The sequence below is a fragment of the Bacillus sp. AK124 genome, from assembly GCF_053903085.1.
Genome location: NZ_CP096378.1, coordinates 780,550 through 806,344, shown reverse-complemented (window position 1 = coordinate 806,344; position 25,795 = coordinate 780,550). Strand labels below are relative to the sequence as shown.

Genomic DNA, 25,795 nt, shown 5'->3' with positions numbered 1-25,795 from the left:
CACCATATTCTAGATGTAAACATGCTGATTGCCTCAGGAAAATGCGTTTTTTGCCTGACAAGTTGCCACCATCTGTCTTGAAGGCCGCCAGAACTCTTGATATAGTTTTCATTAGGAAATTGTTATAGGTCTTAAAGGAGAAGCGATATGACAGGAAAAACACACATCATGGGAGGGGTCGCTTCTTGCACGGCTGCTGCTTATTTTTACGGATATGATCCAGTGTTCATGACAGCTTCGGGCGTTATCGGAGCATTGATTCCGGATATTTGCCATACAAAGAGCAAGATCGGCAGAAGGCTACCGATTTTATCAGCAGTGGTCAGTTCTGTCTTCGGGCACAGGACGTTTACACACAGCCTGCTCTTTTTGCTCATCACGGCATTTGCGGCACATTTATATTTTACAGATCAGAGCATTTTTGTCGGATTGATGGCCGGAATGGCGAGCCATCTGCTCCTTGATGCCGGGACTGTAAACGGCATCAAACTTTTCTTTCCGTCCGCCATTAAGGTTCGGCTGCCCCTTTATATTAAAACCGGCGGGAAGGCGGAACAAGGCGTTCTGACTGTGCTCACCGTTGTTTCGTGCTATTTTATTGCGAACTTGATCGCCTGACGAAAGGGACGGTTTGACCGATTGCTGTATTATGCTTTGTTCAGTCGTTTTATCTTGGTGTTGTTTACCTGCGGGGATTATATGTGAGGAGCTATTTATATGAAAGAACAATTTTTTAAAAAGCAGTGGTTTTTATGCCTATCCATATTTTTTATGTGGATGAAAACGTACTTCATCTACAAGCTGGGCTTTAATTTACAAATCGACAACGCACTTCAGGAATTGATCCTGTTTATCAACCCGCTTAGCTTTCTCATCCCTGTACTCGGCATCAGCCTCTTTTTTCGCGAAAAAACGCAGCGCCTCTATTTAATCGGGGCTAATGTCGTCCTGACGGGCATCTTGATTGCAAACAGTATTTTCTATGGTTTCTACATCGATTTCATCACTGTTCCCGTCCTGTTCCAGGCAAAAAACCTCGGGGGGCTTGGGAGCAGTTTTCAGGAGCTGTTCAATCCGGTTTTCATCGCGCTTTTTCTGGATTTGGTTCTTTTGGTCTGGCTGGCAAAAACGCGCACTAGAACCGGCAAAAAGCTTTCCGCTAAAGCCGTTAAGATCTACTACGCGGCAGCCGCCGGCACAGTACTGTTTAATCTCGCCCTGTCGGAGCTGGATCAGCCGAAGTTTTTAAGCTACTCCTACGACAGGGAAGTGCTTGTAAAAAACATCGGCTTATATCAGTTTCATCTGTTGGACGGCATTTCACAGACCTTTAATTTGACACAAAAAGCTGTCGCTGATGAAAACAGCCTGGCAACGATCGAGAACTACACAAACGCTGACTACAGCAAACCGAACCAAGATATGTTCGGGATTGCCGAAGGACGAAACGTCATCTTTGTAACGCTTGAATCCACTCAGACATTTGTCATTAATGAAAAGGTGAACGGGCAGGAAATCACGCCGTTCTTAAACAAATTCATTCAAAAAAGCTATTATTTCGACCATTTTTATCAGCAGACCGAACAGGGAAAAACGTCCGATTCGGAATTCATTGTCGCCAATTCGCTCTATCCGTCTCTGAGCGGTTCGGTGTTTTTTACGAAGAGCGAAAATGCGTACAATTCGATGTATAAAACACTGGCGAACCACGATTACAGAACATCGGTTTTCCACGCCAACCATAAAAAATTCTGGAACAGGGACGTCATGTACAAAGCCCTTGGCATCGACAGCTTTTATGACGTCTCCCATTTTCATGTGACACCTGAAAATTCAACGGGCTGGGGGCTGAAGGATAAGGAGTTTTTAACGCAATCGGCCGACTTGATGAAAGACTTGCCGCAGCCCTTTTACAGCAACCTGATCACATTGACGAACCACTTTCCGTTCCAAATTGATGATAAGGATAAGCTGATCGATGAATACGACTCGGACAGTGAGATTTTAAACCGGTATGTCACGACGGTACGCTATGAAGACGAATCATTGAAGCATTTCATTGCAAAACTGAAGAAAAACGGCCTTTACGACAATTCCGTGATCGTCTTCATGGGAGATCACTACGGCATATCAGAAGCGCACAACGATGCGCTGGCTCAATTTTTGGGCAAAGACGAAATCACCCCTTACGATACCGTTCAGCTGCAGCGTGTGCCGCTGATTATCCACATTCCGGGGGTAACGGATCAAGACCCGAAAACGATATCTGAAACAGGCGGCCAAATTGATGTCAAACCGACATTGCTCCATTTGCTCGGAATTGATACAAAAGGCATGATTCAATTCGGTAATGACCTGTTTTCGAACGAAAGAATGCCTTTCGCTGTGTTAAGAAACGGCAGCTTTATAACAGATGATTATATCTACACGAAAAATACGTGCTACAGCAAAAAAACCGGGGACATGATCAACGACAGTGAGGACAAATACGGTCCGCTCATAGAGAAGGCGAATCAAGAGCTTTCCCTTTCCGATAAGATTATTAACGGTGATTTGCTGAGATTTTATAAAAAATAATCCGTCCCCTTTAAGCCGGATTCCCCCGGCTTAAAGGGGCTGTTTAAATTGAGGGACAGCTGGGTATTATATACCGAATGTTAAAAATGAACTTGCGGTTTTGCAGTTCCTTCGTTACCCTAAATAAAAAGAGAAGTTATTTCGAGTACCGATTATTTCATAAAGTGTTATAAAAAATGATAAATAAGAAGGTTTTAATATGAGTGAAACACAGCATAAGACAAATCAATTGCCGATTGTTGCCGTCTTGATTATGGGGACTTTTATCGCCATTTTGAATCAGACGCTATTGACGACGGCTTTGCCTCCGATCATGAGGGACTTAAACATTACGCCGGGGCTTGCCCAATGGCTGACGACCGTTTTTATGCTCGTGAATGGGATCATGATTCCAGTTACGGCTTTTTTAATTGAAAAATTCACGACGAGAAAGCTGTTCATGGCGGCAATGTCTTTATTTACGGCTGGGACTCTGATCTGCGCCTTGTCATTCAGCTTTCCGGCGCTGATTGCAGGACGCGTCGTCCAGGCGGCCGGCGCGGGCATTATGATGCCATTGATGCAGACGGTGCTTTTATTGATTTTCCCAAAAGAAAAGCGTGGATCAGCGATGGGAATGGTCGGGCTTGTGATTGCCTTCGCTCCCGCTGTCGGACCGACCCTGTCAGGCTGGATCGTCGACCGCTACCCTTGGGAAGTATTGTTTTATCTGTTGCTTCCGTTTGCCGTTATCGACATGATTGCCGCACACTTTATTTTAAAAAATGTCACCGAACAGACGTCACCTAAGATGGATGTTACTTCCATCATCTTGTCTTCACTTGGCTTCGGCGGCATTTTGTACGCCTTCAGCAGCGCCGGTGTTGCGGGCTGGACGGGTGCGGACGTGCTGGCTGGCTTCGCGGTCGGCAGCGTTACGCTGTTTTGGTTCATTTGGAGGCAGCTCCATTTGGAAGAACCGATTTTGGAATTCAGGGTATTTAAATATCCGATGTTTACACTTGCGACGATTATCGGGATGGTCGTCTTTATGTCGATGATCGGAGCGGCGACGATCGTGCCGATGTATATGCAGGATATGCGCCATTTCACGGCGATGGAATCGGGAATGATGCTGTTTCCGGGAGCTGTCGTGATGGGGCTGATGTCTCCGATTACCGGAAGAATTTTTGACAAAATCGGTGCGCGGATCTTGAGCATCACCGGTTTGACGGCGATCTTCGTGACCACATTGCTCTTGACCCATCTGACAAAGACGACGCCTTTTGCGTATTTGTCTGTCGTCTATGCGATTCGGATGGTCGGCATGGGGATGGTGCTCATGCCTGTTACAACAGCCGGCTTGAACCAGCTCCCGCGCCATTTGATTCCTCACGGAACGGCCATGAACAATACGATGAGACAGATGTCCGGATCGATCGGGACGGCTGTTCTCATCACCATCATGACACAGCGTGCGCTGGCCGATCCTGCCGGTCCGTCTTCGGATACGGCGATGATTCACGGCGTCAATCTGGCGTTTATGACCGCGGCCGCATTGTCGGGAATCGGATTGGTTCTCTCATTCTTTATTAAGCAGCACCGCCGCGGACGGCTCGACGGCAGCAGAAGGAAACAAGCGAAAGGCCGCTTGGCCATTCATGAAAAATAATAAATCCCGGGTTTTTATGAACCCGGGATTTTCTTATGCTTATTCGAATCCGTGAACCATTGTGTCAGGATCGGGACCGACGCGCTCATCTTTGTTAAGAGCGTTGATTTTTTCGATATCTTCCGCTGTTAATTCAAAGTCAAATATGTCGGCATTTTCAATAATGCGGTGTTCTTTGATTGACTTCGGAATGGTAATGACTTCATTTTGCAAATCCCAGCGCAGGATGACTTGAGCGACGGATTTGTTGTATTTTTTAGCGATGTCAGTCAGCACTTGATCATCGAGGAGTTTTCCCTGCATGAGCGGAGACCATGCTTCCACCTGAATGCCCTGCTTTTTGCAGTAGTCCCTGAGCTCAGCCTGAGTCAGCCGCGGATGGAACTCAACCTGATTGACCATCGGTTTAATTTCCGCATCTTCCAATAAGCTTTCCAAATGGTGCACATTGAAGTTGCTGACGCCGATCGCTTTTACTCTGCCGTCTTTGTACAGCTTTTCAAGCGCGCGCCACGTATCTTTATATTTGTCTTTTCCAGGCCAATGAATCAAATATAAATCAAGGTAGTCAAGGCCGAGTTTTCGAAGGGTTTCATCAAAAGCCGCCAATGTTTTTTCATATCCCTGATCGCTGTTCCAAACCTTTGACGTGATGAAAAGCTCTTCGCGGGGAACGCCTGCTTCTTTAATCCCTTTGCCGACGCCTTCTTCGTTTTGATAGATAGCGGCTGTGTCAATGCTCCGGTATCCGTTTTTAATGGCTGCTTTCACAGATTCTACAACTTGGCTGCCTTCTTCCACTTTGAAAACTCCAAGTCCGAACCATGGCATTTTCACACCGTTATGTAATGTCACAGTATCCTTTAAACTGCTTACCATTTTGAACGACCACCTTTCTTTTTTTCATGCTTTTAAACGCACCGCTGTTATTATCTCACACTGGGTGGATTTTACAAAACAACTTGCTCAACCGGCTTCATAAGCCAAAGCGAGCGCACCGGTGATTCCCTGATCGTCGCCGAGACCCGGCGGTACGATGTATCCTTCAAGATCAGGCAGGTCAACATATCCGTTCATATATTCGGCAAGCTTTTTGCGAATCAGCGGGAACAGCTGCTGCTGCTTCATGACACCGCCGCCCATGATGATTTTTTCAGGGCACAGGATCAAGATATATTGCATGAGAGCCTGCGCTAAGTAGTCGGCTTCAATCTCCCAAACTTCCTCGTTTTCAGCCAAATCATTGCCCTTTTTCCCCCAGCGCTTTTCAAGCGCCGGACCCGATGCCATTCCTTCAAGGCAGTCCTTGTGATACGGACAGATTCCTTCAAACGTATCGTGCGGATGCCGTCTAATGAGAAGGTGACCCATTTCAGGATGGAGCGTGCTCTGCACAAGCCGGCCGCCGACAATCGCTCCTGCTCCGATTCCTGTACCGACTGTAATATACAAGCAGCTTTCCAATCCTTGCGCCGCTCCTTTTGTCAGTTCGCCAAGCGCGGCAGCGTTTACATCAGTCGTAAACGAAACCGGTATGCCGAGCCTTTTTTTCAACTCGGGAATAAACGGGTACCCCTTCCAGGCTAATTTCGGCGTATTGGTTATGTATCCGTAATCCTCTTTATCTTTTGCAACGGATATAGGTCCAAAAGAGCCCACTCCCATTGATGTGAGCTGATACTTGCTGAAGAAATCAGTCAGTTTTCCAATAGTCTCTTCAGGAGTCTCCGTCGGGATCGTCAGCCTGTCAATGATTTCTCCTTTTTCTGTTCCAACTGCACAAACAAACTTTGTGCCTCCTGCTTCTATTGCACCGTAATGTTTCATCCTCTCGGCTCCTTTTCATCTGTTTGAATTGCTTTAATTGAATCATAAATCAGACGATGAAAGAAAGCAATCGCACTGAACAATGATTCACCAGAGCATGGGAGCTTTTGATGCTGACGGAAGAAAGCTTCCCGAAAATGTGACAGTTTTCAAACAGCTGCAGCAGTTGTTCTTTCGCTTAAAGAGGCTTCTGCCCGCTTAATTTCAACTGTGAAAAAGAGGATTTTTTCAGGCCCGCTCGAAGCTTTAATGAGGAGGGATATCATGAAGCATCCATTCCACACTTACCGTTCTTTATTTCCGATATTGTCTGGTCATGTTCACCTTGCCGCATGCTCCGGAAGCGCGTTGGCTCTGCCTGTTGCCAAAGCGGTTGATGAGTATCAGAACGGCCTTTTAACAGCCGGCGCAGACTGGAAAGCGCATCTCGACAAGATGGATGAAGCCAAGGAAAAATTCGCCCGGCTGATCGGTGCCGAAAAAGAAGAGATAGCCGTTTTGCCGTCAGTATCTGACGCAGTGGCGGCTGTCGCTGCTTCATTGCCGCAGCCACCACACCGAAGGCAGATCGCCTTCACGGATATCGATTTTCCTGCCGTCGGCCAAATTTGGCTTGCGCAAGACCGCTTCAAAGATCACCTCATCATCATTCAGAGCGAAGACGGGATGATTGACTTGGAACAATACGAAAAAGACGTTACCGATCAGACGCTCTTGACTTGTGTACCCCATGCCGGCTATCGGAACGGGTTTAAACAAGATGTAAAACAGATTGCCGAGATTGTTCATCAAAAAGGATCGCTTTTATTTGTCGACGCCTATCAAACCGCCGGACACATTCCGATTCATGTCAAAGACATGGATATCGACATCCTTGCGGCGGGGACGCGCAAGTACATGCTCGGCATTCCCGGAACGGCTTTTTTGTATATGAAACGCGAACTTTGCGGACAATTTGAGCCGAAGACGGCCGGCTGGTTCGGCAGGAACAAACCATTTGCCTTAGATTCATGCTTTGCGGAAGGTGCGAAACGCTTCGAGTCGGGGACACCGTCATTTATCAGCATTTACGCGGCAGACGCGGCACTGAGGCTGCTGCTTGAAGCAGAGCCCGACAGGATCGAGCCCTACCTGCGGGAGCTCGCGGCATTCTCTTTGCAATACGGGGCGGAAAAAGGCCTGAAGATCATAGGCCCCGAGACCGTACATAACAGAACAAGCCTGATCTCGGTGTATGCCGAAGAGGCTGGCCGTATGGAAGCTCTCTTGCGTGAAAAGCATATCATCGTCTCAGCGCGAAACAACGTCATCAGAATAGCCCCGCATTTTTACAATACAAAGGAGGAAATCGGGTTTGTGATGGATGAGATGGCGGCGCTCTTTGGTTAACCCTGCTTCAAAATAGACAGAATACGATTTTTTCCTTAAACTATAAAAAACAATTTTCACCAAGGAATGAGACAAATTGGAGCTTTATATTGACGGAGAAATAGAAGAGCAGAGGAAGCCACCGTGCCGAAGCGTCTTGTTTGCTATTTTGGCTGTTTTGCTTGCGTCAGGCATTCCCATCGGATATATCGTGTATACGCATTTTTACTCGATGAATCATCTGCCGAAAGGAAATTGGATTCAGTCTTCCGCTTCGCCGAATCAAGCATACAACCTGAATTTGTATAGCGTGAATAAAGGCGGGGGAACGAACTCCCCTTCCGTCAGAGGGGAATTGACAACGGTTGCCACCGGTGAACGAAAAAACATCTATTGGGGATACGAAGAAGAACATGTCAAAATCGAATGGCAGGACAAATACCATGTGTCCATCAACAACAACGTGCTGGATGTCAGAACTGATATATATGATGGAAGAAGAGAGTGACAGCGTCACTCTCAGCCTTTGAAAAAAGTTTGTATGACCGCTCGTATAAGCCGCTGCATCTCCATGAAATGGACAACAAAACTGTGGTTTATTTACTGAAAAAACGTAATATACGTTCATTTACGTATTGAGGCTTTTCCATTGATAAAACGTGACCTGCCTGTTTTATGATTTCCGCTTTAATACCTGGAACTAATGTTGAGGCGCGATGTAAGGCTGATTGCGGGTCATAGATGACTTCATGTTCACCCAGCAATAATAGAATAGGGACTTTTACTGATTTTAATTCGTCGTCAGTGAAAACATACGGAAATCCGTCAGCGTTAGGCCTTGGCTGTCTTAATCCATCCTGCCACATTACGCCTGCATGAAACTGCTCTGCAAAAACCGGGTGTAACACATTACGATCTGTCATCATCCAATTTAAGAAATTCTCTACTCCATCAGGCTCTGTGAGGCTAAGAGCGTATTGATAAAAATCGTGATGAAACGGCAAAAATGTTTCCGCGGGACTAAGGATCGCTGCGCTCTCTACTCTCTCTGGCGCACGTAAAGCGAAATTCATCGTATGAAGCCCGCCAAGCGAAAGACCAACCATGTGCGACTTCTCTATCCCCAAAGCGTCGAACACTTCGAGAAGCCAATCAGCGTAACCCGCCCTCGTACCGCATAAATCTGCAGGGATGCTTTTGTTCTTATCACCTATGATATCAATTGCGTATGTTCGGTATTTGCTGCTCCAATCCTCGATATTGGGGTACCACATAGTGGAACTGAATAATGCGCCGTGAAGCAATACAAGCGGCGGGGCATCTTCAGGTCCGCTTGCAATAATATGCGTTTGGCCGAAACGGGTAGATACGTAGAAAGTTTTGTAATGAACTGGCCAAAGACCAAGGCTTTCCTTATAAGCCCGAAAATAGCGAATGCCGCTGTCACTTAAATCAGGGGTAATCGGTGAATGGTTTGACATGAAATATTTCCCTCCCAATAAATCCTCTTCAAATGAATATGCCGTTTCGTGCAGGGGAGTTTGTCATTATATATAACAGACTCTATATATAATATATTACAGAATAAATTAATCATCAAATTCCAATTTTAAAAAGCTTTATATTATGATACAGAACTATAAAATTTAATATAACAGATTTTAATTAACGATTTCGATTTCGTAATCTCCTGCATGTAAAATGAAAATAGAAAATATGTTATATATCCTCAAGAAAAAGAGAAGCGATTTGATGAATAAAAGCTTTTATATTATTTAGCCAGACCACTTTCCTCTATATACGCTGGAAATCATTTCATTTTTGTTTAAGATGACAAACTCTTTAACCTGCCAGAATATGAAGAAGATTGCCACAGACTCAGCCTAGTGTAGAAAAGTTTGTAAATAAAAAAACTTATGGAAACAATGGTTTCTCCAAAAAAGAGAGTGACACCGTCACTCTCTTTTCGTATACATATCATTTGAAACACCGTTTAAAAAATGCGTTTCCTTTCCAAGGGAAAAGAGATGGAGCTCATGCATCGCCCTCGTGCACGCCGTATAAAACAGAGTCCGCTCTCTCTCTTTTTTGTATTGTTTTTCAGAAGCGTCATAAATGACGACGGCATCAAATTCGATCCCTTTCGCCAAATAGACGGGAATGACGATCACGCCTTTTTGAAACGTTCTCGTTTCTTTATCGATCAGTTTAAGCTCTGTATGCTGCTGAAGATGCCGGAACGCATCCCTGCATTCCCGGACTGTTTTACAGATGACTGCAATCGTCTCAAGTCCTTCTTTTTGAAGGGCGGTTATAAGGGAAGCCATCTGTTTATGGTGTGCATGAAGGTCGGCCAATATTGTCAAAGTCGGTTTTTTGCCGTTCCTGTTAAAGGCTTCGATCTCTTCGCCTCCCTCGATGATGCGCTTTGTCAATTCAACAATTTCTTTCGTCGACCTGTAGCTGCGCTTCAAGGTGATGATCTCCGTTTTTTCGCCTTCAAACACGCCTCCCGACAGGAGCGTCTTATCGTGATACGCATGGGCAAGAATCGCCTGGTTTAAGTCTCCCAGCATTGTGATGCTGCACGCGGGAAACAGGCTCTTCAAAAAAGCAAGCTGAAAAGGCGTGTAATCCTGGGCTTCATCAATGAATAAATGGCGGATTGCCCTGTTTTTTCTCCCGCCTGTCAGCTGGTTTTTCATATATAAAAAAGGGACGGCATCTTCATAAGGCAGCTTCTCAAAACGAAAGCTTTTCCGGGTGAATGTGCAAGTGCTTTGCCAGTCATCAGGACGGGTTTGCGGGGTATAGCGCCCGGAAAAAAGCTGAAGGTACGTTCCTTTAAAATCAATAAAGCCGAACGCTTTTACCGCTTGCTTGAGCGGTTTGAACTCCCTTTCGGCAATGATAGCGGCAAGGAGGTTTTGTTCCCTTTCATAATCGTCAAACGTATTCTCCGTAAATCGCTGTTCTTCCTGAAGACGTTTATAGGCCTTTAAATATTCCTCTTTATCCAGCAGCTCGCTTTCCTCGATGACCCAGTCTTTTTTTCTTTCTTGGCGTTCGTATTTGTTCAGCAGCTGTAACAGCCATTTCCCCGTTTTTTCAATCCGGTTGGACAGCGTATCTGCATGATCAAGGGCCGCGAAAAATTCCCGCACCTGATCGCTTGTAATGATCCTTTTTCCGCGAAAGGCGATATGTTTAAACACCAGATCCAGACGCCCTTTTGCCAAACATTTGACATAATCATCGATAATGCCTTTGAAGGCCAGACCTGATTTCAATTCGATTGATTTCATCCGGATGCGCTGCTCCTCATCGTCTGAAGCCGTTAAACAATATTCGAGCTGATCGAACGGAGTCTCGCACGAAACCTGCTTTCCAAGGCGGCGCGCCACAAATTCCTGGAATGTCTTCTGCTGGATGTTTTCCTCTCCGAGCTCAGGCAGAACATTGGCGACATAGCTGTTAAAAAGCAGGTTTGGAGAGAATAGCAGCATCTGGCTCGACTCGATCTGCCCGCGACCGCGGTACAGCAAATACGCAGCCCGCTGCAATGCCGCCGACGTTTTTCCGCTGCCAGCCGCTCCCCGAACAATTAAAAAGCGGCTTCTTTCGTTCCGAATAATCTGATTCTGCTCTTTTTGAATTGTGGCGACGATGCTTTTCATCTGAATATCTGCCTGCTGCCCCAGGACTTCCTGAAGAACTTCATCTCCAATCGCCATATCCGTATTAAACATCGCTTTCAGCCGGCCGTTTTTGAAGAGAAATTGCCTTTTCAGCTCAATCGTTCCCCTGACCGTCTCGTCCGGAACTTCGTATTGAGCCGCACCGGGACCATAGTTGTAAAACAGACTGGAAATCGGCGCTCTCCAATCATAAATCAAAAACCGCTCTTCTTTTTCGTCCATTAAAGAGGCGAGTCCGATGTAGACGGATTCAGCGTTTTCTTCGCCGTCCTCCAAAAAATCTACACGGCCGAAATAAGGCGAGTCTTTCACTTTTAACAAGTTTTTCAACTCGTTGTAAAACTGCTTATGACTTCTTTCCCTTTCAGCCAAAAACTCAGCCTGCTGTTTAATGCTAAAAAATGTTTCAACCGCTTCGTTTTCATCGGCCAAGTTTACGGTGACATCGCTCCAGAAATGTTTCCGTAAATCGATGATATCCTCCTTCAATCCACCGGTCTTTCCCTTTAGAGAATGAAGCTTCTGATCCAATTCCTTTAAAACAAGCCGGATTCGGTTTTCCTCTTCCAGCCATTCCTGACCGTTTTCCTGCACGCTGACCACTCCCTAAAAGATTTGACATCAAAAAAGATTCATGATAAAATAAAAATGGATAATACTATAATATTTGAAATTTTATATTAAAATACATTTCATCTTATCATATAACCTTTGGTCAAATCAATATAAAAAGCCGATTTTTCAATCAACGAAAAATCGGCTTTTTTCTATTCAGCTGTGGGACCGCAGCGAACGATTCGGCAGCTTCCAGTTAAACATGTACGAACATACGCGGCATGCGACCAGCAAAGCAAACAGGATATACAGCGTGAGCGGCTTCTCCGCCCAGCCCATGCCGATAATGAATCCGCCCAAAGCGGCCCAAACGGCGTAGATCTCGGTTTTCAGCACGAGCGGCTTTCTTCCGGCCAAAAGGTCCCGGATCATTCCGCCGCCGCTTCCTGTTAAGACCGCCGCAACGATCACCGCGCTGACCGGATGGTTCATGTGAACGGCATAAAGCGCTCCTTGTATCGCAAATGCGGCAAGACCGATCGCGTCTGAAAAGCTCCCCCAGATGCTCCAGTGCTTTAACAGGAGCTTCGGAAACAAAAAAACGATCGTGATCGAAACAAGAGCGATTAGAAACAGGCTCCCCTGCTCCCACAAGGCGGACACCGGAACTCCGATGAGCAGGTTTCTGATCGCCCCTCCGCCGAACGCCGTCACAATCCCCAATATATAAACTCCTAAAATATCATACTCTTCTTCCATTGCAACGATCGCTCCGCTGATCGCAAAAGCGACGGTGCCGATGATGCTCAACACTTCCCAAGCCATCTAAGGTGTCCTCCATACTAAACTTCAATCTTTTTGATTTTATAACTTCTCCAACCTTTAAATCAACCCTCTCTGAATCAAAATATCTTATAATATAAAAAGACGTTTTTAAAGGGGTGGAAACATGGAACAGGAGATCATCATCGAAAAAGCGAAAGCCGGGTGGGCTCAGGAATTTGCAGCTGAAAAACAGCGGCTCACGGATGTCCTCGGAAAAAAAGTTCTCGCTATCGAACATATCGGCAGCACCTCTGTTCCCGGTCTTGCGGCAAAACCGGTGCTCGATCTGATGGCCGGCGTCAACAGTCTCAGCGAAGCTTCAGCCTGGATCGAACCGCTTGAGCAGCTCGGTTATGAGCACGTATTTCACGAAGCCTTCCCTGCCAGGCGCTTTTTTCGAAAGGGAATGTGGAGGGCGGGCACACACCATCTGCACGTATATGTTTTTCAAAGCGAAGAATGGAAAAACCAGCTGAGATTCCGAAATTATTTAAGAAAGCACTCCGCCGAGCGGCAAGAATATGAAACATTGAAAAAAACCTTGGCGCGGCGCTTTCCATATGACCGCACCTCGTACACAGAAGGAAAAGAATCATTCATTAAAGACGTGATTGAGAAAGCAAAACATTTGGAAAGGAGTGGCCCGGTATGCTGAAAAAGACAAAACATAAATTGCTTACAATAGCCATCGCCTTCATTATGGCGGTCTTGTTATACTACTATGTCCAAGTCACGAAGTGAAAGCGGGCATTATACGCGCAAGGCCATTCGGACCGTTTTGAGGATATGCCCTTCAAATTCTTCATCATATTCGGAGACATCCTCAAAACCCTTCGCCTTGTAAAAGTTTTTTCCGGTACGGTTTTCTGTTTCAACCTCTACAAAGATCTTTTTTACTCCCTCCAAATGTTTTAGCCCCTCTTCCAATAATGCGGTTCCGATGCCTTTTCCTTGGTATTCCGGGGCTAAATAAATGGCAGCGAGATAGGCCTCCCCTCCTTCTCTTACAAATGAGTAGTTAACAAAGCCGACGATTTTTCCGTCCGCTTCTGAAACGAGCATTAACGAGTGTTCCAAACGCTGCTGCATTATCTCATCATTGTACGCTTTCTCTAAGAATTTCTCTTGAATATCGAAAGGGATTATCCCTTCATAAGTGTGATTCCAGCTTGTTTTGGCAATCTGCTGCACTTGTCGGATGTCTTTCTTTTTCATTTTACGAATCTTAAATTCCATCCTCATCATCCTTATCCATTTAATAATTTCCAAATATTATAGCATTCATTTTGTTGAACATGTAAAAAAAAAAGAGCATTGTCAGACAATGCTCTTTTTACTCGTCTTTCCCCTTGAGAAAGCACATAAAAATGATAATCAAAATAAATGCGATAAGGGCGAGAAACGGAATCGTGATGAAACCGAACCAATTGATATACTGCCCTGAGCAAGGCACTCCTGTGACACACGGTTTAATACCGTTGAATCCGGGAATTTTTTGTTCCATGTAATGCATCAGGGAAATGCCTGCGCCGATCACCGCCATCGGCAGCACGTATTTTTTCACGCGGGCATCGCCCTGAAATGTCGCAATTCCAAGGATCAGCACGAGCGGATACATCATAATCCGCTGATACCAGCACAGTTCGCAAGGAATGAATTTACGGATTTCGCTGAAGTACAGGCTGCCTAGTGTCGCCGTTAATGAGACGATCCAGGCGCCGTACAGAAAAAGCAGTTTATTTTTCATCAGACTGGCCTTTCAGCTCTTTGGCGATCGTTTCTTTGATTTTGTCATAATCAAACGGTTTGTCGATTTTTACGTCGTTGACAAAGATCGTCGGCGTCGAGTCTACACTGTATTTGCTGATGAGCGAATTGTCCGTTTTTAATTGCTCAGAGAACGTTTTGTCATTTAAGCTGCTGATGAGCTTATCGCGTTTGATTTTCGTATTCGCTTCCGTGATGTCTGCCAATTTTGCCGGCGTCGCCCACTCGTTTTCCATCGTGTCATTGTCAGGCTGCGCTTTGTACAGTGCTTCATGGAATTTCCAGAATGAAGCCGGATCTTCCTTCCATACTTGCTCGGAAGCGAGGGCGCTCAATTCAGAGCCTCTGCCGTGCTGTTCATTGACGAAGTTAATATATGAAAAATTAACTTGATCTTTATCGATGTAATCCTTTTTCAAATCCGGAAAGACGGTCTCAGTCCACTGTTTGCAGCTTGGACATTTGTAATCTCCGAATTCTGTGATCGTTACAGTCGCATCTTTGTTGCCAAGAAGCGGCTGCCCTTCAGTTGAAGGCTTGTCATCAAAGGTTTGCGAAGCATTTTGGGTTTGATTGTTGAGTACGACAAGTGCGCCGATCAGAAAAACGACCACGACTGTCATAATCACTGCAAATTTCATCGGTGACTGCTGTTTCTTCTTCACTTAGACACCTCATTATTCTTATTTTTTAGTATGCCAGTTTGATAACCTCTTTCATTTTAACAAGACAAGCCGCATTCGTGAAGATGCTAAAAAAGGAATTTCCAGTTCATTAGGTGGTAAAAAAGTTACATTTCTTTCACTTTTAAAACCCTCATCGCATTTAAAACGGCTAAAAGGGTAACACCGACGTCTGAAAAGACGGCTTCCCACATCGTTGCGATGCCGAAAGCACCCAAGATGAGAAAAACACTTTTAACGCCGAGCGCAAAGATAATATTCTGCCAGACAATCGCCCTCGTCCGCTTGGCAATGCTGATGGCTTCCGCAATTTTTGAAGGCTGGTCCGTCATGATCACAATATCAGCCGCTTCGACTGCCGCATCAGAGCCAAGGCCTCCCATGGCAACCCCGATATCCGCTCTCGCCAAGACCGGCGTATCGTTGATGCCGTCTCCTGCGAAAAGCAGCTTTTCTTTTGGAAGCTTTTGCTTGTCAAATGCTTCAATGCGGTCCACCTTGTGCTGTGGAAGAAGCTCCGCATGCACTTCATCAATGGACAGTTCCGCGCCGACCGCCTCGCCGGTTTCTTTCGCGTCACCCGTCAGCATCACCGTTTTTTTAATCCCCGCTTTTTTCAAAGCAGAGATCGCACGCTTGGCATCCTCTTTGATTTCGTCTGCGATAACAATCGAGCCGATAAACATATCGCCGGCGGCTACATAAACAACGGTACCGATTTCGCTTTCCTCTTGATACTGTATGCCGAATTTCTTCATGAGCTTGGCATTGCCGGCCAAAATGACGGCTCCGTCTACAACCGCTCTGACGCCGAAGCCGGCCGTCTCGCTGTAATCTTTGATGCGATCCGCTTGGCCTTCCTTCCCGTATGCTTCACGGATCGACTCGGCGATCGGGTGGCCTGAGAAATGTTCGGCAAGCGCCGCATATTCAAGCAGTTCCTCTTCTTTGACACGGCCTGCCGGCGACAGCTTAACAACGGCAAATTCGCCTTTTGTTAAAGTGCCTGTTTTGTCAAAAACGGCGTATTTGACATCATTGAGCGCTTCTAAATAATTGCCGCCTTTTACGAGTATACCTGCTTTTGACGCCGCTCCAATACCGCCGAAAAAGCCGAGCGGAATGGAAACGACAAGAGCGCACGGACAAGAAATGACTAAAAAGACGAGGGCCCGGTACACCCAATCCGACAGCGCGGCTCCGGAAATGATCAGCGGCGGGACAAAAGCGAGAAGAAGCGCGACTATGACAACAAAAGGCGTGTAGTACTTGGCGAATTTGGTGATAAAGTTTTCTGTTTTCGCTTTTCTGCTGCTGGCATTCTGGACGAGGTCAAGAATCTTTGAAACGGTTGATTCACTGTATTCTTTGTCCACTTTCACTTCAAGCACGCCGTTTTTGTTGACAAATCCGCTCAGCACCTCTTCGCCGGGTGCGGCTTCTCGTGGAACGGATTCCCCGGTTAATGCGGACGTATCGACAAGCGATTTGCCCGCTCGCACTTTGCCGTCAAGCGGGACTTTCTCTCCTGGCTTGACGATGATGATATCGCCCGCTTTAACCTCATCGGGAGATACTTTGACCGTACCGCCTTCCGTTTGAAGATTGGCATAATCGGGACGGATGTCCATCAAATCGCTGATCGATTTCCTGGAGCGGCTGACCGCGGCTCCCTGGAACAGCTCGCCTACTTGATAGAACAGCATAACCGCCACGCCCTCGGGATACTGCTGAATGATAAATGCACCCAGAGTGGCGATCGTCATTAAAAAGTGCTCATCAAAAACCCGGCCGCGAAAGATGTTTTTGACGGCTCTTAATACGACATCACCGCCGATGATGAGGTAAGCAAGGAAAAAGAGAATCCACTCAGCTGCGGTACCGCCGGGAAGCAGAAAGCCTGCTGCGCCGAGAACGGTGCCTGCAGCCAGTCTTGCGATCGTTTTTTTAAACCGGCCATCACCTTCGGATGGAGCCTGTTTTGTCCCTTCCTTCAACTTCACGTTGACGTGCGGTTCGATCTCGGTTACTTTTTTCTTTATTTTTGAAGAAATGTCTTCGCCGCTGTTTTGGTCGACTTTGACAGTCAGCGTGCTTGTTGCAAAATTGACTGAACACGCTTCAATCCCTTTCATACCGGCTATCTCATGCTCAATTTTTTGTGCGCAATTGCCGCAGTCGAGACCGTTTAACATGTATTCCTGCTTCACCTTTTCCATCTCTCTCACCTTTCTTTTTCAGCGCCGGGCTTTATTTTATATATGAGCATATACGCATATATTATTTATCCTTATTATATGCTTCATTCGAAAAATGTGTCAATCGATCTTTGTTATCATACGCACCGGACTGTTTCCGCGTTTTACCCTGCTTTCGCGCCTGCGAAACTCTGCTGGCATATTAGAAGCGATGCCCAAATATACTTAGTTTAGCTATTAAACTAACAAGCTTTTTTTCATAAGGAGTGAGCGTTTTTGAAAAAATCGTGTCTGATGATCATCTGCCTCGCCCTTCTTCTCGTTTTTTCCGCAGGCTGCAAAAGTGGCACCAACGCCGGCGCAAAGCATGCGGAAGAAATCAAAGTCTGGGATTATTTCACCGGCAGACAGCAGGAACTTTATCATGAACTTGTCGACCAGTACAATCGGTCTCAGGATCGGTACAAAGTCGTAACAGAGTACATTCCTTTTAATGAAGTGAAAAAGCAGCTGTCTGTCGGAGCAGCCGGCAATGCCATGCCTGACGCCGTTTTCCTTGACAATGTCGACAATGCCTCATTCGCCGCCATGGGCGTGCTCGAAGATTTAACAGAGAAAGTCGAGCAATGGGGGCAGGCTGACCGGTATTATGAGGGGCCGCTCTCATCAGCCGTATATGAAGAGAAGTACTACGGCATCCCTTTCGCAAGCAATGCGCTTGCTTTGTTTTACAACAAAGACCTCTTGAAGGATGCAGGGATTTCCAAGCCGCCTGAAACGTGGAGCGAGCTGAAAAAAGCAGCGAAAAAAACGAGCAAAGGCCAAACGAAAGGATTTGCCCTGTCAGCCGTCAAATCAGAGGAAAGCGCTTTTCAATTTTATCCGTTCCTTTTGTCTTCCGGAGCAGATTTAAAACAGCTGCATTCAAAAGAAGCAGCCTCTTCCCTGCAGTTTTTAACGGATCTGGTCAAAGAAGGCGCAATGAGCAAGGAAGTGTTAAACGCCACCCAGGATGATCTGGCCAGACAGTTTGCAGCAGGTCAGCTCGCTATGATGATCAACGGCTCCTGGAATATTGAACGGCTGAGAGAAGCCGGTCACTTACATTACGGGATTACCTTCATCCCGAAGGATCAAACATTCGCTTCCGCCCTTGGCGGGGAAAATATGGCAGTCGTTAAAGGAAAAAACACCGACGGCGCCTGGGATTTCATCACTTGGCTGATCGATCCGGAGCGGCTCGAAACGCTGACAGCGGAAACAGGTGTATTCCCGCCGCGTAAGGATTTGCTCGAATCATCAAGTCATTGGAAAACAGATGACAATTTAAAAGCCTTCATTCCAATCATGGAGATTGCATCAGCCCGCGGCCCTTCGAAAAACTGGCCGAAAATTTCGGAAGCTTTACAGACGGCCCTGCAGGAAGCATTGAGCGAAAGCAAAACGCCGAAAGAAGCGCTGGATGAGGCCGCACAAAAAATCAACGCCTTAAACTAGCTTTAAGCGCACGAAGGAGTTTTGACATGATCAAAGCCATCATTCGTAAATGGGAAGGATGCTTCTATTTGTTCCCGGCCGTTCTTTTTATGCTTACCCTTATCGGTTATCCTCTCATCTACAACATAATTCTCAGCTTTCAAAACGTGTCGCTTGCAAATATAGCATCAAAGGATATCAGCTTTATAGGAATCGACAATTATCAGCGGCTTGCGCAGGATAAAGTATTTTGGGCATCTTTAAAAAACACGCTGCTCTACACGGCTGGAAGCGTCGTTTTTCAGTTTGCAATCGGCTTTTTGCTCGCTTTGTTTTTCAGCATGAAATTTCGGCTTGCCCCGTTTCTCAGGGGATTGATGATGGTGAGCTGGCTCATTCCGCTGACGGTTACGGCGCTTTTATTCAAGTTTATGATGGCTTCAAATGAAGGCGTGTTCAATCAGCTGCTCCTATCATGGGGAATGATCGACAATCCAATCCCCTGGCTGTCAGATCCGAAGATTGCCATCTGGTCCGTTATTATCGCCAACATCTGGGTCGGCATTCCCTTTAATATGCTGCTCATATCCGCCGGTCTCAGCTCCCTTCCGGAAGACGTCTATGAAAGCGCAAGCCTTGACGGCGCCAATGCTTTTCAGAAATTCATTCATCTGACCCTACCCTTATTGCGGCCGGTGATCACCGTCGTCATGATGCTCGGCTTCATTTATACGTTCAAAGTGTTCGACCTTGTGTTTGTGATGACTGGAGGCGGCCCCGTGCACGCCACTGAAGTCCTGTCAACCGTCAGCTACCGCTACTCCTTTGACGAATTTCAATTCAGCATGGGCGCAGCAAGCGCCAATGTCCTGTTTTTCATTCTTCTTTTGGTCAGTCTTGTCTATTTGCGGCTGATCAAAAAAGATGAGGTGATGTCATGAAAACGAAGCAAAAGGAATGGCTCTTTAACATTATTGGCGTCCTCGTTACGGCCGGCTTTTTATTCCCCGTTTACTGGATGATCGCCACAGCTTTCAAAAGCGAGGCAGAATTGTTTAAAACACCGCCTTTATTGTGGCCCGAGACATTCCGGACGGCCGGCTTCGAAGCTGTGTTCACTTCAGGCATCGCCGGATACTTTTTGAACAGCCTGCTGATTTCCGGGGCGGCTGCCGCCATCGTTCTCATATTGGCCGTTCCTTCCGCCTACGGCTTGGCGCGCTTTCGGATCAAGGGCAAAAAAATGTTCATTTTACTGTTTCTCATCACGCAAATGCTGCCTGCCACCGTTGTTTTGACTCCGCTGTTTATCGCCTTTAATCAGCTGAACATATTAAACACGTATATCGGACCGATTTTGACGGGAGCAACGCTCGGCGTTCCTTTTTCGGTATTAATGCTCAGAACTTTTTTTCTCGGGATTCCCAAGGACCTTGAGGATGCGGCCAAAATCGACGGCTGCAGCCGTTTTACCGCATTCATCCGCATTATTTTGCCTATCAGCGTACCCGGGATTGCCGTCAGCGGAGCGGTTTCCTTCTTTTTCACATGGGGAGATTTGATTTACAGCATGACATTCAACCGAAATCAGGAGCTGTGGCCGCTGACGGCCGGCATTTACAATGTGATCAGCCAATACGGAATCCAGTGGAATGATCTGATGGCATTTGCCGTTTTATCGGTTTTGCCTGTCATCATCATTTTTATACTGCTTCAAAAGCAGCTTGTTAAAGGTCTGATCAGCGGATCCATCAAGTAAAAATAGAAAGGGTGTTTTCGATCATGAAATTTTCAGACGGCTACTGGCTGACGCGCGAAGGATATCACATCAACACGCCAAAAGAAGCCTACGCCCGAATGATTGATCAGCAATCATTGACTGTATACGGGCCTGTCAAAGCGGTTCAAAAGCGCGGGGACACGCTGGACACCCGCATGCTCACCGTCAGATTTTCGAGTCCTCTTGAAGACGTGATCCGTGTGCAAGTGTCCCATTTTCAAGGGGAAACGCCTCGCAAGCCCGAGTTTCAGCTGGATATGACAGACGTTGAGCCGGTTATCTCCGAACAAGATGATGCGCTGACCTTCCAAAGCGGCAGCCTGTGCGTTGAGGTGAGCAAAAGCGGTTGGCGCTACCAATTTTCACGTGATGGACAGAGCCTGACCGCAAGCGAATCGAATAGCCTCGCCTATATCACGAGCAATGACGGGCGCACCTTTATGAGGGAACAGCTCAACATCGGCGTCGGCGAATTGATCTACGGTCTCGGCGAGCGTTTTACGGCATTCGTGAAAAACGGCCAAACCGTAGACATCTGGAATCAGGACGGCGGCACAAGCACGGAGCAGGCGTATAAAAATGTGCCGTTCTATTTGTCAAACAAAGGGTACGGTGTTTTTGTCAATCATCCCGAGCTCGTTTCGTATGAAATCGGTTCTGAAGTCGTATCCAAAGCGCAGTTTTCGGTCGAAGGGGAAACGCTTGACTATTTTATCATCAGCGGTGCTGAACCGAAGGATGTTTTGAAACGCTATGCGTCGTTAACGGGAAAACCGGCGCTTCCCCCGGCCTGGTCTTTCGGCCTCTGGCTGTCCACATCGTTTACAACCGACTATTCTGAGGAAACCGTGACACGTTTCATCGACGGGATGACCGAACGCGGCATCCCGCTCAGCGTGTTTCATTTTGACTGCTTCTGGATGAAAGAATTTGAATGGTGCAATTTCGAATGGGATGAACGATATTTTAAGCAGCCTGAAGCTATGCTCAGCCGCCTGAAAGATAAGGGGTTGAAAATATGCGTCTGGATCAACCCTTACATCGCCCAAAAATCGAAGCTTTTTCAGGAAGGAAAAGAACACGGCTACTTTTTAAAAAACAGCCGGGGGGATGTGTGGCAGTGGGACCGGTGGCAGGCCGGCATGGCAATCGTCGACTTCACCAATCGAAAAGCGCGTGACTGGTATTGTTCAAAACTTGAAAGCCTGCTCGACATGGGCGTCGACTGTTTCAAGACCGATTTCGGAGAACGGATTCCGAGAGACGCGGTTTACTTTGACGGATCAGACCCCGACAGAATGCACAATTATTATTCTTTTTTATACAACAAAACCGTATTTGACCTGTTGAAGCAAAAGCGCGGCGAACGGGAAGCGGTCGTGTTTGCAAGGTCGGCGACGGCCGGAGGCCAGCAATTTCCCGTACACTGGGGCGGGGATTGTTTTGCCAGCTATGATTCAATGGCTGAAAGCCTTCGCGGCGGCCTGTCGCTTTCCCTTTCAGGCTTCGGCTTCTGGAGCCACGATATCGGCGGATTTGAAAGCACGGCAACAGCCGATTTGTATAAGCGCTGGACCGCATTCGGCCTCTTGTCGACGCACAGCCGCCTGCACGGGAGCGAATCATATCGCGTTCCGTGGCTGTTTGACGAAGAAGCGGCCGATGTGATGCGGTATTTTGTCAAACTGAAGCACAGGCTGATGCCTTATTTGTACGCCGCCGCGCATGAAGCGCACGCTGAAGGCATTCCGATGATGCGGGCGATGCTCCTCGAATTTCCCGGGGACAACACTTGCCACTGGCTTGACAGACAGTACATGCTCGGCGGAAGACTCCTCGTCGCTCCCGTTTTTCAGGAAGACGGCGTTGTCCGTTATTATTTGCCAAAAGGCACCTGGACACACCTTTTGACGGGAAAAGAGACGGAAGGCGGAGAATGGAAAGAAGAACAGTACGGGTATATGGGGCTTCCCCTGTTCGTCAGGGAAAATACGCTGCTGCCGCTCGGGCAGGAATCCGGGCGACCTGATTATGATTATCTCGACGGTGTGACGTTCTGCCTTTACCAATTAAAAGACGGCTGCACAGCCGAACAGACGATTTACAATGAAAAGTGCGAAGCAATGACAGTCAGAGCTTCACGGCATGAAAATACGATTACCGTGAAAACAACAGGCGTCCAAAAGAAATGGAAGCTGCTCATCCGCGATCTGTCTGTCACTTCTGTCATAAACGGCGCAGCGGAAGCGCTTCAGGAGGGAACAGCAATTCAGCCAAAAGAAAAGGACCGGGATGTCTTCATTTTTTTCTAAAAGGAGTGATCAGGATGCTGAAAACGGTCCGCACCATCATGTTGGCGGCAATGTGCACGATCCTTTCCGCCGCCGCTGTCAATCCGCCGCCCGCGGCCGCTAAAACCCAGGCTGATGAATATGAATATCCCTTTCAAGATCCAAGTCTCCCTGTTCAAAAAAGGGTCAGCGACTTGCTTTCTCGACTGACCCTTGAGGAAAAAGTGTCGCTGATGCATCAATATCAGCCTGCCATTCCCCGGCTGGGCATTCCCGCTTTTAAAACAGGCACAGAAGCGCTTCACGGCGTTGCCTGGCTCGGGGAAGCGACCGTTTTCCCGCAGGCTGTCGGGCTCGCACACACATGGGACCGCTCTTTAATCAAACAAATCGGCTCAGCGGTCGGTGATGAAGTCCGCGGCTTCCATCACCTTGATCCCGCGGCAAACGGAGTCAATGTCTGGGCGCCGGTCGTTGATCTGCTGCGGGATCCAAGGTGGGGTAGAAATGAAGAAGGCTATTCCGAAGACCCTTTTTTAACAGGGGAAATAGCAACCGCCTATGCCTCCGGTTTAAGGGGCGAGCATCCCTTCTATTTGAAAACAGTTCCTACCTTAAAACATTTTCTTGCCTATAACAACGAAACAGACCGGGGATTCAGCTCCTCAAGCATTGATCCCAGGAACATGAACGAGTATTATTTGAAGCCCTTCAAAACGGCAATTTCCGCAAAAGCCGCATACGGCCTGATGCCAGCCTACAATTCTGTCAACGATAAACCGGCCATTTTGAGCCCGCTGCTCAACAGCACAGTCAAAGGAAAATGGGCCGGAGACGATTTCTTCATCGTCAGCGACGCCTTTGATCCTTCAGGAATCGTCACTGACCACAAGTATTATGACAGCCACGAAAAAGCGCATGCCCACGCCGTAAAAGCCGGCATTGACAACTTTACAGATCAGGGAGAAAATCCCGGGCTGACGAAAACCGCCTTAACCGGCGCCTTAAAGAATGGCCTTATGTCTGAGAAAGACCTCGATCAAGCCTTGGCCAACACATTCAGCATCCGTTTTCGAACAGGCGAATTCGATCCGGACGAACTCAATCCGTACAGCCGCCTGACAGATGGCGTCATCAACAGTCCAAAGCACCGGCAGCTTGCGAAAAAAGCGGCTGAAAAAGCCATTGTTTTACTGAAAAACGACCGGAATCTGCTGCCCTTCAATACCCGGAAAAATGAAAACATCGCAGTTATCGGACCGTTCGGAAATGCGCTTTACGAAGATTGGTACAGCGGAACGATGCCGTATCGGAAAACCCCGCTTGACGGAATCGCGGACAAAATCGGCAAAGACCGCGTCTCCTTTGCCGAAGGGCTGGAACAAAGCGGGTTCAAATCCGCCCTGACAGGAAAGTTTGTAACCGCAGGCCGGGACGGCAAACAACCGCTCACAGCATCGGCTGACAAGCTTGAGAAAAGCGCGGCATTCGATGCGGCGGATTGGGGAGAAAGCATTTTCACCCTCCGCGCCCAAGCGAACGGTCTCTATGTCTCGCTTCAGGATGACGGCAAACTGATCGCTGATCAGAAACAGCCGAACGGCTGGACCGTCAAAGAAACTTTCCAGTTTGAACAGCAGCCTGACGGGACATTCGCCATCAAAAATACGGCAAACGGCAAATATCTCACCGCCGGAAAAGACGGGACATTAACAGCCGCTGCCGAAAAGCCGGCGACAGCAGCGGAAAAGTTTTCAAAGGCGATCATCAAGAGCAGTACGGAGGAAGCGGTTCGACTGGTAAAAACCGCGGACAAAGCCGTCGTGTTTGTCGGCAACAATCCTTACATCAACGGCCGGGAAACCGAAGACCGGAAAGACATTACACTACCTCCGGTCCAGGAAAATCTGCTGAAAGCTGTTTCTAAAGCCAATCCCAATACGGTGCTTGTCGTAACGAGCAGCTATCCGTTCGCTCTCAACTGGGCTAAAGTGCACATTCCTGCGATCATATACTCCGCACACGGAGGCCAGGAGGCGGGAAGCGCATTGGCGGACATTCTCTTTGGAGATGAAAATCCGGGCGGACGGCTGACGCAAACTTGGCACACGTCAGTCAAAGAACTGCCGGATATGATGAATTACGATATCATCAAAGGAAAAAGAACCTATAAATATTTCGAAGGCAAGCCGCTGTATCCGTTCGGCCACGGGTTATCCTATACAGCGTTCCACTACAGCGGTTTAAGCGTTTCCTCTGACAGCATCAAAAAAGACGGCTCCGTCACGATCCGCGTCAACGTCACCAACACAGGCGGAAGAAAAGGAGATGAGGTCGTTCAGCTCTATACTTCTCCCCTGTTTAACACGCGGGTTAAACAGCCCAATCTGGACTTGAAAAACTTTCAGCGCGTTGAGCTGGCACCGAAAGAAACGAAAACCGTGACATTCAAGCTGAAACAGGCAGACCTTGCCTTCTGGGATGTAACGAGCGAAACGTTTGCCGTTGAAAGAGGCGCATACAAAATATCGGTCGGGAGCTCGGCGGCGGACATCCGCAAGACAAAGCGGATTTTCGTCCAAGGTGAAACGATTCGAGAACGGAACTTGCGGCGGCAGACAAACGCTGAAAACTACGACGACTACAAAGGCGTGCTCATCACCGAAGAATCCAAATACGGCGGCGATGCGGTAAAAAGCAGTACAGCAAACGCGTGGATCGCCTTCCATGATGTCTGCTTCAAAGGCGAAAAAAGGATAAAAGCAAAGGTTGCAAGCAGAGGCGGCGGCGAAATCGGCATCTTCCTCGATCATCCTCAAAAAGGAAAGCAAATCGGCTCGTTAAAAGTGCCTGACACATCCGGATTGCATAACTGGAAAACGATAAAAGCTTCCGTCCGAAAATCGGCAGGCACCCATCGCATCTACTTTGTCTTCAAAGGGAAAGTCGCAATCGATACGTTTCAATTTGAACGATAAACCGGCACAGAAGAAATTTTTTTAAAGCCATGCAGCTTGATCTGCATGGCTTTTACCGTTTTTCAGCAATTTTAGTGCTTTACAACTTAGGAATGATATATTAGAATTCAATCAAAAGTTG

The 25,795-nt window shown here is 47.3% G+C and carries 20 protein-coding genes; 11 read left to right on the top strand and 9 right to left on the bottom strand.

The genetic code is table 11. The features are described 5' to 3' along the window. Positions 1-147: 147 nt before the first annotated feature. From M1E06_RS03910 to M1E06_RS03900, 3 genes are all read left to right on the top strand, one after another. A complete protein-coding gene (locus tag M1E06_RS03910; protein WP_023856262.1) occupies positions 148-618 on the top strand; it encodes a metal-dependent hydrolase in 471 nt (156 codons plus the stop codon). A 99-nt stretch (positions 619-717) separates the two neighbouring features. Further along, positions 718-2,577: an LTA synthase family protein gene (locus M1E06_RS03905; protein ID WP_095323664.1), complete on the top strand. Its 1,860-nt coding sequence runs from the start codon at positions 718-720 to the stop codon at positions 2,575-2,577. Between the two features lie 199 nt (positions 2,578-2,776). Then, positions 2,777-4,228, top strand: a complete 1,452-nt coding sequence (locus M1E06_RS03900) for an MDR family MFS transporter (protein WP_023856264.1) — start codon at positions 2,777-2,779, stop codon at positions 4,226-4,228. A gap of 39 nt (positions 4,229-4,267) precedes the next feature. Here M1E06_RS03900 and M1E06_RS03895 read toward each other — a convergent pair whose 3' ends face one another. Both M1E06_RS03895 and M1E06_RS03890 read right to left on the bottom strand, forming a co-directional pair. Then, positions 4,268-5,107, bottom strand: a complete 840-nt coding sequence (locus M1E06_RS03895; protein ID WP_020452931.1) for an aldo/keto reductase — start codon at positions 5,105-5,107, stop codon at positions 4,268-4,270. A gap of 87 nt (positions 5,108-5,194) precedes the next feature. Continuing rightward, complete coding sequence (locus M1E06_RS03890; protein ID WP_020452932.1) at positions 5,195-6,055, bottom strand: ROK family protein; 861 nt, start codon at positions 6,053-6,055, stop codon at positions 5,195-5,197. Between the two features lie 264 nt (positions 6,056-6,319). On the opposite strand from M1E06_RS03890, the gene M1E06_RS03885 reads away from it, so the two are divergent. Then, a complete protein-coding gene (locus tag M1E06_RS03885; RefSeq protein WP_020452933.1) occupies positions 6,320-7,444 on the top strand; it encodes an aminotransferase class V-fold PLP-dependent enzyme in 1,125 nt (374 codons plus the stop codon). A 76-nt stretch (positions 7,445-7,520) separates the two neighbouring features. After that, the gene (locus M1E06_RS03880) at positions 7,521-7,931 is read left to right on the top strand and encodes a DUF5412 domain-containing protein (protein ID WP_020452934.1); all 411 of its coding nucleotides are present in this window, start codon (positions 7,521-7,523) and stop codon (positions 7,929-7,931) included. An 88-nt stretch (positions 7,932-8,019) separates the two neighbouring features. On the opposite strand, the gene M1E06_RS03875 is transcribed toward M1E06_RS03880, so the two are convergent. The 3 genes from M1E06_RS03875 to M1E06_RS03865 all read right to left on the bottom strand — a co-directional run bounded on the left by M1E06_RS03875 (position 8,020) and on the right by M1E06_RS03865 (position 12,501). Continuing rightward, a complete protein-coding gene (locus M1E06_RS03875) occupies positions 8,020-8,904 on the bottom strand; it encodes an alpha/beta fold hydrolase (RefSeq protein WP_020452935.1) in 885 nt (294 codons plus the stop codon). Between the two features lie 474 nt (positions 8,905-9,378). Beyond that, complete coding sequence (gene helD, locus M1E06_RS03870; protein ID WP_216904434.1) at positions 9,379-11,715, bottom strand: RNA polymerase recycling motor HelD; 2,337 nt, start codon at positions 11,713-11,715, stop codon at positions 9,379-9,381. 177 nt (positions 11,716-11,892) lie between these two features. Beyond that, positions 11,893-12,501: a trimeric intracellular cation channel family protein gene (locus tag M1E06_RS03865; protein WP_003185205.1), complete on the bottom strand. Its 609-nt coding sequence runs from the start codon at positions 12,499-12,501 to the stop codon at positions 11,893-11,895. Positions 12,502-12,625: 124 nt separating this feature from the next. Here M1E06_RS03865 and M1E06_RS03860 point away from each other — a divergent pair, with 124 nt between their 5' ends. Next, positions 12,626-13,156, top strand: a complete 531-nt coding sequence (locus M1E06_RS03860) for a GrpB family protein (RefSeq protein WP_020452937.1) — start codon at positions 12,626-12,628, stop codon at positions 13,154-13,156. A 95-nt stretch (positions 13,157-13,251) separates the two neighbouring features. Here the strand turns inward: M1E06_RS03860 and M1E06_RS03855 are convergent, their stop codons facing one another. From M1E06_RS03855 to M1E06_RS03840, 4 genes are all read right to left on the bottom strand, one after another. Continuing rightward, entirely contained in the window at positions 13,252-13,737 is a 486-nt protein-coding gene (locus M1E06_RS03855) for a GNAT family N-acetyltransferase (protein ID WP_020452938.1), read from the bottom strand. 97 nt (positions 13,738-13,834) lie between these two features. After that, positions 13,835-14,248, bottom strand: coding sequence for a disulfide oxidoreductase (locus tag M1E06_RS03850; protein WP_003185211.1), 414 nt, complete (start codon positions 14,246-14,248; stop codon positions 13,835-13,837). Beyond that, a complete protein-coding gene (locus tag M1E06_RS03845; RefSeq protein WP_020452939.1) occupies positions 14,238-14,933 on the bottom strand; it encodes a thioredoxin domain-containing protein in 696 nt (231 codons plus the stop codon). The genes M1E06_RS03850 and M1E06_RS03845 overlap by 11 nt, the downstream gene beginning before the upstream one ends. A 125-nt stretch (positions 14,934-15,058) precedes the next feature. Beyond that, positions 15,059-17,170: a heavy metal translocating P-type ATPase gene (locus M1E06_RS03840; RefSeq protein ID WP_020452940.1), complete on the bottom strand. Its 2,112-nt coding sequence runs from the start codon at positions 17,168-17,170 to the stop codon at positions 15,059-15,061. 255 nt (positions 17,171-17,425) lie between these two features. Between M1E06_RS03840 and M1E06_RS03835 the strand changes: the two genes are divergently transcribed. From M1E06_RS03835 to M1E06_RS03815, 5 genes are read left to right on the top strand one after another with little or no spacing between them, the layout of a single operon-like run. Further along, positions 17,426-18,646, top strand: coding sequence for an ABC transporter substrate-binding protein (locus M1E06_RS03835; protein WP_020452941.1), 1,221 nt, complete (start codon positions 17,426-17,428; stop codon positions 18,644-18,646). Positions 18,647-18,672: 26 nt separating this feature from the next. Continuing rightward, the gene (locus tag M1E06_RS03830) at positions 18,673-19,566 is read left to right on the top strand and encodes a carbohydrate ABC transporter permease (RefSeq protein WP_020452942.1); all 894 of its coding nucleotides are present in this window, start codon (positions 18,673-18,675) and stop codon (positions 19,564-19,566) included. Then, positions 19,563-20,384 carry a carbohydrate ABC transporter permease gene (locus M1E06_RS03825; protein ID WP_020452943.1) on the top strand — a complete coding sequence of 274 codons (822 nt, stop codon included), beginning with the start codon at positions 19,563-19,565 and terminating at the stop codon, positions 20,382-20,384. Before M1E06_RS03830 ends, M1E06_RS03825 begins: the two co-directional genes overlap by 4 nt. A 23-nt stretch (positions 20,385-20,407) precedes the next feature. Further along, on the top strand, positions 20,408-22,717 hold the full coding sequence (gene yicI, locus M1E06_RS03820) for an alpha-xylosidase (protein WP_020452944.1): 2,310 nt from the start codon (positions 20,408-20,410) through the stop codon (positions 22,715-22,717). Positions 22,718-22,731: 14 nt separating this feature from the next. Further along, complete coding sequence (locus M1E06_RS03815; RefSeq protein ID WP_020452945.1) at positions 22,732-25,674, top strand: glycoside hydrolase family 3 C-terminal domain-containing protein; 2,943 nt, start codon at positions 22,732-22,734, stop codon at positions 25,672-25,674. Positions 25,675-25,795: the final 121 nt, after the last annotated feature.